This window comes from Variovorax rhizosphaerae, assembly GCF_037889975.1.
In the GTDB taxonomy this organism is placed as follows: Bacteria; Pseudomonadota; Gammaproteobacteria; order Burkholderiales; family Burkholderiaceae_C; genus Variovorax; species Variovorax rhizosphaerae.
The window spans coordinates 1-13,447 of record NZ_JBBKZT010000035.1 but is presented as its reverse complement, the minus strand read 5'-3'; the positions used below and the strand labels follow the sequence as shown (position 1 = coordinate 13,447).

General features: G+C 64.8%; 13 protein-coding genes. 10 read left to right on the top strand and 3 right to left on the bottom strand.

The genetic code is table 11. The features are described from left to right. Nucleotides 1-648: a 3-oxo-tetronate 4-phosphate decarboxylase gene (otnC, locus tag WKW82_RS37020; RefSeq protein WP_340348203.1), complete on the bottom strand. Its 648-nt coding sequence runs from the start codon at nucleotides 646-648 to the stop codon at nucleotides 1-3. Continuing rightward, nucleotides 645-1,931, bottom strand: coding sequence for a 3-oxo-tetronate kinase (otnK, locus tag WKW82_RS37015; RefSeq protein WP_340348202.1), 1,287 nt, complete (start codon nucleotides 1,929-1,931; stop codon nucleotides 645-647). Before otnK ends, otnC begins: the two co-directional genes overlap by 4 nt. Nucleotides 1,932-2,130: 199 nt before the next feature. On the opposite strand from otnK, the gene WKW82_RS37010 reads away from it, so the two are divergent. The 3 genes from WKW82_RS37010 to WKW82_RS37000 all read left to right on the top strand — a co-directional run bounded on the left by WKW82_RS37010 (nucleotide 2,131) and on the right by WKW82_RS37000 (nucleotide 5,507). After that, nucleotides 2,131-3,498, top strand: coding sequence for a homoserine dehydrogenase (locus WKW82_RS37010; protein WP_340348200.1), 1,368 nt, complete (start codon nucleotides 2,131-2,133; stop codon nucleotides 3,496-3,498). 30 nt (nucleotides 3,499-3,528) lie between these two features. Then, the gene (locus WKW82_RS37005; RefSeq protein WP_340348199.1) at nucleotides 3,529-4,395 is read left to right on the top strand and encodes a DeoR/GlpR family DNA-binding transcription regulator; all 867 of its coding nucleotides are present in this window, start codon (nucleotides 3,529-3,531) and stop codon (nucleotides 4,393-4,395) included. Nucleotides 4,396-4,532: 137 nt separating this feature from the next. Beyond that, the gene (locus WKW82_RS37000; RefSeq protein ID WP_340348197.1) at nucleotides 4,533-5,507 is read left to right on the top strand and encodes a Bug family tripartite tricarboxylate transporter substrate binding protein; all 975 of its coding nucleotides are present in this window, start codon (nucleotides 4,533-4,535) and stop codon (nucleotides 5,505-5,507) included. Between the two features lie 153 nt (nucleotides 5,508-5,660). On the opposite strand, the gene gcvA is transcribed toward WKW82_RS37000, so the two are convergent. Continuing rightward, nucleotides 5,661-6,809: a transcriptional regulator GcvA gene (gene gcvA / locus WKW82_RS36995; RefSeq protein ID WP_340348196.1), complete on the bottom strand. Its 1,149-nt coding sequence runs from the start codon at nucleotides 6,807-6,809 to the stop codon at nucleotides 5,661-5,663. Between the two features lie 52 nt (nucleotides 6,810-6,861). Between gcvA and WKW82_RS36990 the strand changes: the two genes are divergently transcribed. From WKW82_RS36990 to WKW82_RS36960, 7 genes are read left to right on the top strand one after another with little or no spacing between them, the layout of a single operon-like run. Continuing rightward, entirely contained in the window at nucleotides 6,862-7,752 is an 891-nt protein-coding gene (locus WKW82_RS36990) for an FAD binding domain-containing protein (RefSeq protein ID WP_340348194.1), read from the top strand. 18 nt (nucleotides 7,753-7,770) lie between these two features. Next, on the top strand, nucleotides 7,771-8,295 hold the full coding sequence (locus WKW82_RS36985) for a (2Fe-2S)-binding protein (protein WP_340348192.1): 525 nt from the start codon (nucleotides 7,771-7,773) through the stop codon (nucleotides 8,293-8,295). Further along, on the top strand, nucleotides 8,288-10,705 hold the full coding sequence (locus WKW82_RS36980; protein WP_340348190.1) for a xanthine dehydrogenase family protein molybdopterin-binding subunit: 2,418 nt from the start codon (nucleotides 8,288-8,290) through the stop codon (nucleotides 10,703-10,705). Before WKW82_RS36985 ends, WKW82_RS36980 begins: the two co-directional genes overlap by 8 nt. Next, nucleotides 10,702-11,544 (top strand): alpha/beta fold hydrolase, encoded by an 843-nt coding sequence (locus WKW82_RS36975; RefSeq protein ID WP_340348189.1) that lies wholly within the window; start codon nucleotides 10,702-10,704, stop codon nucleotides 11,542-11,544. Before WKW82_RS36980 ends, WKW82_RS36975 begins: the two co-directional genes overlap by 4 nt. A 15-nt stretch (nucleotides 11,545-11,559) precedes the next feature. Further along, complete coding sequence (locus tag WKW82_RS36970; protein WP_340348187.1) at nucleotides 11,560-12,294, top strand: enoyl-CoA hydratase/isomerase family protein; 735 nt, start codon at nucleotides 11,560-11,562, stop codon at nucleotides 12,292-12,294. A gap of 7 nt (nucleotides 12,295-12,301) precedes the next feature. Further along, entirely contained in the window at nucleotides 12,302-13,030 is a 729-nt protein-coding gene (locus tag WKW82_RS36965) for an SRPBCC family protein (RefSeq protein WP_340348185.1), read from the top strand. Between the two features lie 40 nt (nucleotides 13,031-13,070). Then, nucleotides 13,071-13,349, top strand: coding sequence for a tripartite tricarboxylate transporter substrate-binding protein (locus WKW82_RS36960; RefSeq protein WP_340348184.1), 279 nt, complete (start codon nucleotides 13,071-13,073; stop codon nucleotides 13,347-13,349). Nucleotides 13,350-13,447: the final 98 nt, after the last annotated feature.

The window sequence follows — 13,447 nt, the reverse complement described above, 5'->3', positions numbered from 1 at the left end:
CTACCAGCGCGCGCCAAACACCGCGTCCAGTTCGCTGAGCTGAGCCACCGTCAAGGGGGCAGGGCGCCGCTCCAGCATCAACCAGAGCCGTGCGGATTCCTCCAGTTCTTCCAGCGCGTGGCTGGCGCGGGAAATCGTGGACTCCCAGACCACAGGCCCGAGACGTTCCAGCAGCACGCCGCGTACCTGGGCCGCCAGCGCGGCCACCTGCTCGGCCACTGCGGTCGCGCCCGGTCGGGCGTACGCAACAAGAGGAACGCGCCCGATCTTCATGACCTGGTACGGCGTGATCGGCGGCAGCACCGCATCGGGGGACCAGACACCTGCGAGCGTCAAGGCAACGAGGTGCGTCGAATGCGTGTGGAGAACACAGCGGGCCTCGGCGTTCTTCCCGTAGATGCCGCGGTGCAGCGCGAGCGTCTTGGAGGGCTTGTCGCCCGAGACCCATTCCCCATTGGGCGAGACCTTGGCAAGACGCGCGGGATCGAGCCGACCGAGACAGGCATCGGTCGGCGTGATCAGCCAACCGTCTTCGAGCCGAACGCTGATGTTGCCTGCGGTACCGGTGGTGTAGCCCCGGGCATGCAGACTGGCGCCAACCTCGCAGACTTCTTCCCGGAGCAGCGACTCGCTTGAACCACAGCTCATGCAGTCGACCCTTCGAGATGGCGCAATGCCTTGTCGAAAAAGTCTTCGCTACCAAAGTTCCCGGATTTGAGAACGATGGCCAGCGGTTCTGCATCGCCCAGCGATTGCGTCTCCGGAACACCCGGGTCGATCTGCCGGCCAATGCGCAGCGCGTTGACGCCCAACGCCTGCACCACAGCGCCGGAGGTCTCGCCACCGGCGACCACGAAGCGACGCGTGCCGCGGATTCGCATCGCGGCGGCGATCTGGCCAAGGGCGTCCTCGATCAGGGCACCGGCGTGCGCCACGCCCAGTTCCGATTGCACCTGGCGGACCTCGTCGGCGCTGCTGGTGGCGTAGACAAGCGTTGGCTCTGCCGACCGTGTGAAGTCGAGGGCCGCGGCGACCACGGGCTCTCCGCGCGCGAGTGCAAGCGGGTCGATGCGCAGGGCACGACCGCCGGTGCGCAGCCAGGCGGCAACCTGCTTGTTGGTGGCAGTCGACGCGCTGCCGGAAAGCACGACAGCCGGTCCGGCGATTCTTGGCAAGAGCGCTGCGTCGAGGTCGCGCAACTGCCCTGCGCGCCGGAAGTTGGCCGGCAAGCCTTGGGCCACGCCCGAGCCCCCGGTCACGAGCGGCGCGTCGGCGCAGGCTTCGCCAAGCGTGACAAGGTCCTTGTCGGAAATGGCGTCGGCAATGGCGAGTCGGACACCTTGCTGGCGCAGCGTTGCAATGCGTTCAACTACGGTGGCAGCGCCCTGGGCCACGTCGGGCTGTGCGATCAGCCCGACCTTGGTGCGGCTCTGGGCCTGCAACACGTTCACCAGGTTGGGCTCACGCATCGGCGTGAGCGGATGGCTCTCCATGCCGGAGCGATTCAGCAAGCGGTCGTGCACGAAGAGGTGGCCTTGGTACACGGTGCGACCCGCTGCAGGGAACGCCGGGCAGGCGATGGCGAAGTCAGTCTGCAGCGCTTCCTGAAGCGCCTCCGCCACAGGCCCGATGTTGCCGCTAGCGGTCGAGTCGAAGGTCGAGCAGTACTTGAAGAAAAACTGTTGGCAACCGCGCTCCTGCAACCACCGCAAGGCGCTCAGGCTTTCTCGAACGGCCTCTTCGGCAGGCGCAGTGCGCGACTTCAGCGCGATCACGATGGCGTCCGCGTCAAGCCAAGTCGACAACGCTTCCGAAGGTACGCCGATCGTCTGTACCGTGCGCATCCCGCCGCGCACGAGGATGTTGGCCAGATCAGTGGCACCTGTGAAGTCGTCGGCGATGCAGCCGAGCAGTGGGCGGTGTGTTTTCATGGTTGGCTGTGTGAAATTGTGTTGTGACGGATGGGCTTGCGTGTGAAATAATGGTAAATCAATTCACAAAAACGCTCAAGTAAGGACAAACACTGTGCATTGTTGGGAAGTTTTGTGAATAATCCAGACACTGCTCGCGACTCACACCCGGCGCTCCGTCTGCCACCACTCAGTCACAAATTCACCAAAGGACCCATCCATGAATTTCGAACTTCTGTTCGCCGATCAGCCTCAGCGAACGGTGCGCTACACCCTGACAGGCGCCAAGGGCGGCTTTGCCCGAACCTTGCTTGCGCAGACCAGGCTGATGCCTCGCCTTGTCCCCGTTGCACTGTGCGACCTCGACCTGCCGGGCTTGCGAGCGCTGTGTGAAGAATTGGGATATCCCGCCACCGACCTGCACGAGTGCCGCAATGCCGCGGAGGTCACCTCCGCGCCGCCCGGTGCAACGCTGCTGGTGAGCGACGCCGGACTGCTTCGCGACATCCCGCACGACATCCTGGTCGAGGCCACCGGCAACCCCAAGGTGGGTTACCGCATCGCGTGCGAGGCGATCGATGCGGGCCGCCACGTCGCCATGGTGAGCAAGGAAGTCGACACGGTCGCTGGCGTGACGATGGCCCGCATGGCTGACGCCAAGGGCGTCGTCTACACGACTGCCGATGGAGACCAGCCGGCCAACCTCATCGGTTTGGTGAGTTGGGCGCGCACCCTGGGTCTGGAGATCATCGCTGCCGGCAAGTCTGGCGAGTACGACCTGAATTTCGACCCGAGGACCGGCGTGCTGCGCCAGCTTGACGAGACCATCGAGGCACCGGCGATGGCTGACTTGCTGACGCTTGGCGACGACATCCCGGCGACTCTCGCGGCCCGTCGCAACGCACTGAACGGTCTGAAGACCAACGCCACCGCCGACTACTGCGAGATGGCGGTGGTGGCCTCGAACACCGGCCTCGTGGCCGACGTGGAAGCCATGCACTACCCGGTCGCCCGCATTGCCGAACTGGCCGACATCTATGCCTTGCGCGATGACGGCGGCCTGGTTCAACGTGCAGGCGTCATCGATGTTTTCAACCTGCTGCGCCTGCCCGATGAGGCCAGCTTCGCCGGCGGCGTGTTCGTCGTCGTTCGTACGGGGGACGGTCCGACGTGGCAAATGCTGGCGCAGAAAGGCCATGTCGTGAGCCGCAATGGCCGCTACGCCTGCATGTACCTGCCGTACCACTTCATGGGTGTGGAAACGCCCATCAGCCTGCTCAACGCCGTGCTGCATGGCCGGGCCTCCGGGAGCAATCGGCCGGCGCAACATGCCATCCTCGCCGGGCGCGCGATCGACGCGATCCCGGCCGGCACCGTCCTGCGCATGGGCGGTCACCATCATGATGTGACAGGGGTGAAGCCGGTCCTGTTGGCCCGCCAGGATGCGCCCGCTGGTGTGGCTCCCTTGTACCTGGCCGCGCATGCGCAAACTTCGCGCGAGGTGCGGGCCGGCGAATTGATCCTGCTCGACGACATCACCGGCGACGATGCGGCGCTGCGCGAAGCCTGGCTGGCCGGTCTGAGGTAAGCGATGGCACCCTCAAGCACGAAGATTGGCATGCTGGATGAGGCCGTCGACGGCCTCGATAGCGTTCCTGCCGCGGAGGACAAGTCGGGGCGCGGTGCGAACCTGATTCCCGATCAACGCCGCGAGCTGATCGTGCGGCATTTGCGCAAGCACCGGGTACTCAGCGTGCATCAGCTCACGGAGCTGCTGGGCTGCTCGCACATGACCGTTCGACGCGATGTGGCCACGCTGGAGGAAAGCGGTCGCGTCTATGCGATCCCCGGTGGCGTTCGCATCGCCAGCCATCTGGTCAGCGAGCCCAGCCACCAGGCCAAGTCCATCACCGAGCAACCCCAGAAGCGCGCGATCGCGGCGCATGCTGCCCGGTTGCTCAAGCCTGGGATGACGATCTACCTCGATGCCGGAACGACGACAGCCTGTCTCATTCCCCACATCGTGGGCTTGTCCGACATGACGGTGATCACCAACGACTTTCGCATCGTGCTGACGTTGGCCGATTCGCCCAAGGTCACGGTGGTGCACACCGGCGGCATCCTGGATCATTCGAACGGATCGAGTGTCGGGCCGCTGGCCGCGGCTACGCTGAAACAGCTGGTGGCCGACATCGCGTTTCTGTCGACCAGCACCTGGGACCTCGAGCGGGGTGTCACCACGCCGTCGGCACCGAAGGTGGAAGTCAAGCGTGCGGCAATCGCCATCGCTTCGCAGCGCGTGCTGGTCACGACGAGCGCGAAGTACGGTACGTATGGCACCTACCGCGTTGCTGCACTGGACGAGTTCGAACTGGTCGTCACCGACGACGGCCTGTCCGACGCCGCGGCCCAGCGCCTGCGAGAAACCGGACTGGATCTGGCGATCGCATCTGCCACCGCCGAAGTTCACGATGCGCCGGCATGAGTGAGGTGATGGTGTTGATGCCCGCAACTCGCGCCCCCTGGGCGCGTTCCTTGAATCGCCACGACAGTGGCGCTGCCCATTCTTCTTCAATGCCGCAGAAGCACTCGCGCAAAGCGGCCCCAACCCGAGGTCATCCCATGTCCCTTCACATCAAGCTTTCTTCGCTGGCAGTTGCCGCACTGTGCACTCTGCCCCTGACCGGTTTCGCCCAGGACGCGTGGCCCAGCAAACCCATCACGCTCATCGTCACCTATCCCGCAGGCGGCGCTGCCGACATGCTGGCGCGCTTGGTCGCGCCGAAGATGTCAGCGACCCTGGGCCAGCCGGTCGTCATCGAGAATCGCGCCGGAGGTGCAGGCCAGGTCGGTGCTGCCGTGGTGGCACGCAGCAAGCCGGACGGCTACACGCTGATGGTCGACGGCGGTGGCTACGCCATCAATCCGACGCTGTTTCCAAAGCTCCCGTACGACACGGCCAAGGCCTTCACGCCGATCGGCATCCTCGGCGTGTTCCCGCTGGTGTTGGTGGTGACGCCGAACTACGGAGCCAAATCGGTCAGCGAACTGGTGGAGATGGCCAAGGCGGCGCCCAACTCGATCTCCTATGCGTCACCGGGAACGGGGTCGACCCAGCACCTTGCAACGGAGCAGTTCCTGCAGCAGGCCAAGGTCAAGATGGTTCACGTACCTTACAAGGGCGGCAGTCCGGCGATGGCTGACGTGATGGGCGGCCACGTGCCGGTCTACGTTGCCAACATCGGCTCGTCGCTGTCCAACATGAAGGCGGCCAAGCTGCGCCCGCTGGCAGTCATGGCGTCCCGCCGATCGCCCTCGCTGCCCGACGTGCCGACGCTCGCCGAGGCCGGCGTCGCCAATGCGGAAGCCTACGAATGGAACGGCATGTTCCTGCCGGCTGGCGTCCCACCCGAGATCGTGTCCAAGTTGAGCGCAGCATTGAAGAGCGCCCTCGATGCGCCGGAAGTGAAGGAAAAGATCGCGAGCGTCGGCGGCGAATCGTTCTCCGGCGGCAACGCGGAAGTCATCAGCTTCATCCAGCAGCAAACCCAACGGATGGGCAAGGTGGTTCGGGACGGGAATATCCGGCCGGAGTGACGGCGTGTCTCATGGACACACGTGGAGGACGTCCACCTGCTCGGAATGATGAAGCCCAGCGCTTACCTGATCAACACCGCAATCCGCCCCGTTGATTCCTCCCGTGCGGCGGCAACTCCGCCAACTCTTTCAGCGAGCGCGCTGCCCGAACCGCTACGGTTTTCGCCTCCCTGCCTTTGTCTTGGCAGGTGGGCGCACGTGCGTCAACGTCTCTTGCGCCCAAGTCGTGATGGCACGTTCTGTACTGCGCCCTTCCTCGACGAGCCACGCACGGAATTCAGCAATCACGGCGTTGTGAGACGAGGCCGGCGATGTATTGGCGTAGTAGTGCCGATGCATTGCGCCATGCAAGCCGAAGGGCGCGCACAGCTTTCCGGCAACGATGTCGTCTGCGACCAGGAAGAGCGGCACCAGCACCACGCCGAGGCCCTCGGCTGCGGCCTGCAGGGCGAAGTACATCTGCTCGAAGTGAAGTGTCGCGCCCCCAGCAATCTTCTGCATCCCGGCCGCCTCGAACCACGTTGACCATGGGTAGGGTTCGGTCGCGTAACGGATCAGCGTATGCCGCGACAGGTCCGCAGGACTTCTCAAGCCTCCCGACTCCACGAAGTCCGCATGACAGATCGGAACGATCGTCTCCGTCATGAACGGAACGGAGTCGCAACCTGTCATCGGCTCCAGCGCGCCTCGAATCGCGATGTCGTACCTGTTCTCCTGGAAGTGGACCGGTGCGATCGAGGTGGTCAGCCGCACTTCAACACCCGGTCGCTTGCGTTGATAGGTTGATAGCCGGGGGATCAACCACCGCATCGTGAAAGTCGGCGGGGCACTCACGTTGATGGCCGAGGTGGTTTGCGTCGCCTGCGCAGTCGCGACCGACAGCCGATCCAGAAGCGAGGTGAGTTCCTGCGCGTAGGCACGGCCGCTGTCGGTCAAACCGATCTGCGACCCACCGCGCTGGAAGAGTGCGACCCCCAGCCAATCCTCCAGCAACGAGACCTGCCTGCTGACTGCACCGTGCGTGACATGCAACTCCCCCGCGGCCTTGGTGAAGCTGACATGGCGGGCGGCGGCCTCGAAGGCCTTGAGTGCGTTGAGCGGCGGAAGCTTTCTCGTCATTTCATGCGCGGGCGTTATGGCATCGAAGTGCGAAGCGCTGTGAGATTTTCTCACGCCGTGCCAGTTTTGATCGATTGCTCGAATGTGGGGGGAAAAACAGAATTCTCCTACCGAAACGAGAAAAACGAAGAGGCCAGCAAGAACGCAGCAGCACGGGAATGTGAGATTTCCTCGCGCCGCCATCGACCGCCGACCTGGCCTCCCGACCCCAACCAAGAACCACCCGCGTGAAAACATGAAAGCAGCACCCTTCGACTATGTCCGCGCGGAATCGCTTGAGCACGCGCTGGACTGCCTCAACCAGCACGGCATGGACGCCAAGGCGATCGCCGGTGGGCAGAGCCTTGTTCCCATGATGGCGATGCGTCTTGCGCGGCCCACGGTGCTGCTGGACATCTACCGCCTTGCAGAGTTGCGGCAGGTGAGCATCGAGGCGGACACGGTGCGCATGGGCGCCACCACACGGCAACGAACCGTGGAGCACGGAACGAACCTCCACACGGCGCTGCCATTGGTTCGCGACGCCCTGCGTTGGGTGGGACACATCCAGACGCGCAACCGCGGAACGGTCGGCGGCAGCCTGGTTCACGCAGACCCCTCGGCCGAACTGCCGCTGGCTGCAACGGTGCTTGACGCGACGCTGCGACTGCAAAGCCAGGCGGATGGCGAGCGACAGGTCTCCGCACAGGACTTCTTTCTCGGCCCCATGTTCACCGCGACCGGCGAAACCGAATGCCTCGTCGAGATCGAGTGGCCGGTGTGGCAAGGCACCGTGACCACGGCCTTCGATGAAACCGCGATGCGTCATGGCGACTTCGCGATGGCCTCTGCTGCCTGCCAACTCCAGCTGGATGCAGACGGCGTCTGCCGCCGTGCGGCCTTCGGCGCCGGCGGGGTGGATGGCACGCCGCGGGCATTTCCGGAGTTGGCCGAGCAACTCGTCGGCCATCGAATCGATGCGGCCGTGGCCAGGGAAATTGCGCACGCCGCTCTGCAGCAGACCGAGCCGGGATCCGACCTGCATGCCAACGCCGACTACCGACGGCATCTGGGCGTCGTGATGCTCACCCGCGTCCTGCTCAAGGCCGCGCGAGCCCACAGCCATTCATCCGCACTTCAACACTGAGACAAGAAAGAAATCGCCATGTCTTCCTCCCTGGTCACGGTCGAAATCAAGGTCAACGGCGTCATACAGCCGTGGGCGATCGAAGCCCGCACCACACTCGTCGACTTCGTGCGCGACCATCTGGGCCTCACCGGAACCCACGTGGGCTGCGAACACGGAATCTGCGGCGCTTGTTCCGTCTTGCTCGACGGCGAGCCGGTGCGCTCCTGCTGCATGTTTGCGGTCCAGGCCGACGGCATGTCGGTCACCACGGTCGAAGGTTTGGCGCCACAGCGCGGATGCCTGTCGAAGATCCAGGACGCCTTCTGCGAAACGCACGCGCTGCAATGCGGCTACTGCACGCCGGGCATGCTGGTCGCCTGCCATGCACTGGTGGAGCGCACGCCGCAACCCACCGAAGCCCAGATCCGCGACGCGATTGGCGGCAACCTCTGCCGGTGCACCGGCTATCAGCAGATCGTCGATGCGGTGAAGTTGGCGACTTCGCCGGGGTATGAGGTCAAGGAAGCCCAGGGCAAGCGCGAGGTGGTCTCTCATGGCTGATCCCAAGCACCCCGCCTACCAGGCATTCAAGTACATCGGTCGTCATCGTCGGGCGGTGGAGCACCGTCGCTTTGTGACGGGCAAGGGCCACTACGCGGCCGACGTGGTTCCGGCAGGACTGCTGCATGTGGCAATCGTTGCCAGCCCCTATGCGAGCGCCCGGATCCTGTCCATCGACACGTCCGCCGCCCTGGCCATGCCGGGCGTGCACGAGGCACTGACCGGCGAGGAACTCAACGACGCCATCGATCCCATGCTGCCCGGTGTCGACGCTCCCAAGGTAGCGCGCTATCCACTGGCATGCGGCGTGGTGCGCTATGCCGGCGAGTGGGTGGTAGCGGTCGTGGCCGAGTCCCGCGCCCTGGCCGAGGATGCCGCGGAACTGGTCAACATCGAGTACGAGCCAACGCCCCATGTCGTGGATCCCGAAAAGGCGATGGAGCCGGGTGCTCCACAGGTGCACCCGGCGCACGGCGGCAACATCATCTGGCACCGCAAGTTCACCTGGGGCGAGGTCGACGAGCACTTCGCCGAAGCCGAGCACCAGCTGAGCTACCGGGCGCGATGGGCGCGCAGTTCCACCGTGCCGATCGAGACTTTCGTCGCCACCTGCAGTTGGAACGATGCCACGCAGATCCTGGACGTCTGGGCCTCGATCCAGATGCCCAAGTATCCCGACCTGCTGGCCAAGTGCCTGCGCCTGCCCGGCAACGGCGTGCGCGTGCATTTCGACGTGGACGTGGGCGGCAGCTACGGATTGAAGCGGGGCCTCAAGCACACCATCCTGGTGGGCTTCCTCGCCCGCAAGCTGGGCCGGCCGGTGCGCTTCCTGGAAGACAGGCTGGAGAACATGCGCGGCGGCGACATGCAGGGGCCGGATCGAATCTTCGAGGTCACGCTCGCCTTCAATGGCGACGGCGCAATCCAGTCGATGCGCATGCGCGCCATCGATGACATCGGCGCGTACTCTGGTCGTTCCCCCTTGCAGCTGGGCAAGCCCGTGGGCGCCATCGTAGGACCGTACAAGATCGCCAGCGTCGAGTACGACGCCTACTCGGTGATGACCCACAAGACGCCGCAGGAAGCGGTGCGCGGCTTCGGCCAGGCACCGACCAACTACGCGATCGAAACGGGCATCGACAGGGTCGCCCGCTACCTCGGCATGGACCGGGTCGAGCTTCGGCGCAAGAACCTGATTCACAAGGATTCGTTCCCCTACCTGATTCCAAGCGGCACTTACTACGACTCGGGCGACTTCGAGGCCGTGATGGACAAGGCGCTCGCAGCGGCTGGATACGACGACTTGCTGCAACAACGTGAGGCGCTGCGCACCCAAGGTTTGCTGGCAGGCATCGGCGTGTCGACTTGCCTGGAGCCTTCCGGCGGCAACTCCGCCTTCGAGCCTCTCTTCAATCCGAAGAACGAGACAACGACCTGGATGGATTCGTGCCTCATTCGCATCGACCTCAATGGTGCGGTGACGGCTTTGATGGGCACGTCCACCGCGGGGCAGGCGCATGAGACGCTGGTGTCCACCGTGGTCGGCGAAGTGCTGCAGCGAGAGCCCGACAGCATCCGCGTGCTGCACGCGGATTCGCTCAACGCGCTGCCTTCGAACAGCCCCGTCGGCAGCCGCATGGCGATCATGCTCGGCGGCGCCGCCGCCGGTGCCGCGAAGATCCTCAAGGCCAAGCTCCTCACCATCGCCGCCCACAACCTCGGCGCGCCTGAGGACGCATTGACCTACGAGGACGGCGACGTCTTCGCTCAGGCCGATCCTGGTCGCCGGATGCGCTGGGACGCGTTGATCGACATCGCCCACCGCAAGTACCACTGCATGCCCCCGGGCATGGAGCCCGGCCTACAGGAAAAGTTCTGCTGGGAAGTGCCCACCGGCGGGAAGATGCCGACGGAAGACGGGCGCGTGCAGATGTACCCATGCCACTCCTTCGAGTCGCACGTCGTTCTCGCCAGCATCGACCCGCAGACCGGCAAGACGCACCTGCATCGCTACGCCGTCGGTCACGATTGCGGCGTGATGATCAGCCCGGACGTGGTCCACGGCATGACCTACGGCGGCGTCGCCCATGGCCTGGGCGCTGCACTGCTCGAGAAGTTCGCCTTCTCCGAAGAAGGACAGCTCCTCTCGGGCACCTTCATGGACTACCTCCTGCCCAGTGCGGAAGAGGTGCCCTCCATCACCATCGTCGACCACTGCACCCCATCGCCGTTGACGGTATTCGGACAGAAGGGCTCCGGCGAGGCCGGCTACCTCGGCGGCCCGGCTGCGATCGCCAGCGCCATCAACGACGCGCTCGCTCCAGTCGGCGCAAACATCAACGAACTGCCCATGACGCCGCAAGCCGTCTGGCGCGCCCTGCGAGCAGCCGGGGTGAAGGAATCCGAATGAACAACAAGACAGACATCCAGCAGCGCCGTGTGCGCGGCCACCACGGCGAACTGTCCGTGCGAGTGCAAGGCAATCCAGGAGACCCGGCCATCGTCATGACCCACTCCATCCTTTCGTCCGGCGCGATGTGGGACGAACAGGCCACACTCCTTGCCGCGCACGGATGGCATGTGGTGCGCATCGACACCACGGGCCACGGCGATTCCCCGGCGCCGACGGCCGAAGCGGTCAGCATGGACGGTCTGGCTGCCGACACCATCGCGGTGCTGGACGCACTGGGCATCGCGAGAGCGCACTACGTGGGACTCTCGCTCGGAGGAATGAGCGGCTTCGGGCTGGGCATCCATCATGCCGAGCGGCTCCTGAGCCTCGTGCTTTGCGATGCGCGGGCCGATGCACCGCCCGCAGTCGCCGCGCCATGGGACGAGCGCATCGCGCTGGCCCTTCAGCAAGGGACCTGCGCACCGCTCGCCGGGCCGACGATCGAGCGCTGGTTCGGAAAGGCGTTCGTGACAGCGAACCCCAAGATCTCCGAGCGTCTTCAGGTTATCGCTGCAGCCACTTCGGTCGAGGGGTTCGTCGGTTGCGCCCGGGCGATCCAGGGCCTGGACTATCTCGCTGAGGTTGCGCGCATTGCAACGCCTACCACGCTGATCGTCGGCTCGAACGATGGCGTGCTGCCCGAGGCCATGCGCAGCCTGCAAAAGCGCATCACGGGCTCAGCGCTCGAGACGATTCCCCATGCGGGTCACCTGCCCAACATCGATCAACCCGCAGCGTTCAACGCGGCGCTGCTTCGCCACTTCGAGCAGGTCCACCCACAACCCATCACCCACTGACCCACGGAGACTTTCATGCACCCCCAACTCATCATCGAACAGCAGGGCCGCCTGTTGTCCGTGACCCTCAACCGCACCGAAGACAACGGCGTTTCGGACAGCATGGCTTCGGCACTGTCGCAACTGTTGGCAACCGCCCACCAAACGTCCGATGCCGTCCTGCTGCGCAGCGCCGGCCCGGACTTCTGCACGGGCCGGATCCGAGATGCCGGTCCTACGCCCGCGGCCACCGAGGCATACACGCGCCGCGACGAATACGACGGCATCTTCGGCAGCTACCAGGCCATGCGTGGCGCGAAGGTGCCGATCATCGGCGTGATCAAGGGACGTTGCATGGGCTTCGGCACGGCGATCGCTTCCTTGTGCGACGTCAGCTTTGCCAGCGACACCGCCACCTTCAACATTCCGGAGATCGGCCACAACGTGATGCCGACGATGGTGATGTCGGCGGTGTACGACCGCATGAACCGCAATGCCATTCTCTGGATGGCGTACTCCACCGACTTCGTGGATGCGCAGCGAGCCTTGGCCTACGGACTGGTGAGCCAGGTGATTCCGGAGGCAAGGCTGGACGCCGAAGTGGATCGATTCGTCGACGTGCTGTTGTCCCGCCCGCGCCCGGCGATCCTGGGCCTCAAGGAGTACCTGCGCGTGGCGCCTCGCATGGATGAGCAGGCCGCCATCGACTATGCGCGCAGCCTGCATTCCATGGTGAATACGGCGGCCGCTATGAAGAAGAACGCGCACTGAGGTCGCCATGGAAATCACCGGCACACAAACCATCGCAGCCCCACGCCAACGCGTCTGGGAAGCGCTGAACGATCCTGCCATCCTGAAGAAGAGCCTGCCAGGCTGCGAATCCGTCGAGCGGACCTCCGCCGAAGAATTCAAGGTGATCGTGGCCGCGGCCATCGGCCCGCTGCGCGCGCGCTTCAACGGGCTGCTCAAGATGTCCGATATCCATGCGCCCGAGTCCTGCACCATGCTGTTCGAGGGGCAGGGTGGCGCGATCGGCTTCGGCAAAGGCAATTCCTCCGTCAAGCTGACCGAGTCCGATGGCCAGACCGAGCTCACTTACACCGCCGAGGCGCAGGTGGGCGGCAAGCTCGCACAGGTCGGTTCGCGGCTCATCGACAGCGTGGCGCGCAAGATGGCCGACGACTTCTTCAAGGCATTCAAGGCGCAGTTGGCCGGCGTGCCCGAGGCTGCCAAGGACGCTTCCGCCGCCATTCGGTCTTCACTCCCTCTTCCGTTGGGAGAGGTTGGAGGTGAGGGCTCCGCGGCGCCGGCAGGTCGTGCCGCTCCGAAGCCGCCCGGCCTCGACGACGCCAGAACCCCGACGGCCCCGGCAGCGCCAGCAGTTCCCCTGGTCCAGCCGACTGCAAACGTCCCCGCCGGGGTCGTGCTGGTGCCCGGCTGGTGGCTCGCCATTGCCGCAGGCATCGGGTCCTTCGCGACGCTGGCAGGCGTCATGTTCGCGCGCTGACCGGCACCCATCCCTTACCCCCCTGAACTTGGAGACAGTCATGAAGAATGCTGGAATCAGCAGGCGCAGCATCGTCCTGGCCGCTGCGGGCGTCAGCTTCGCCGGAGCGGCGTACGCCCAGCCTGGATCGCAGGTCGTGAAGATCCTGGTCGGATTTCCTCCCGGGCAGGCCACGGATATCGTGGCGCGGTTGCTTGCAACCAAGCTCCCGGCCGTGACCGGTGGCAACTACATCGTCGACAACAAGCCCGGCCAAGGTGGAAGCCTCGCCATGGGTGTGCTCGCGAAATCGCCGCCCGATGGAAGTGTGCTGGTCTAATTTCCCCGGACACCTCGATAGGTGGCAACCACCTGGAAGAGGAAGATGACCAAGAAGCTACGACGAACATTCAACGCGGAGTTCAAGCTGCAAGTAGT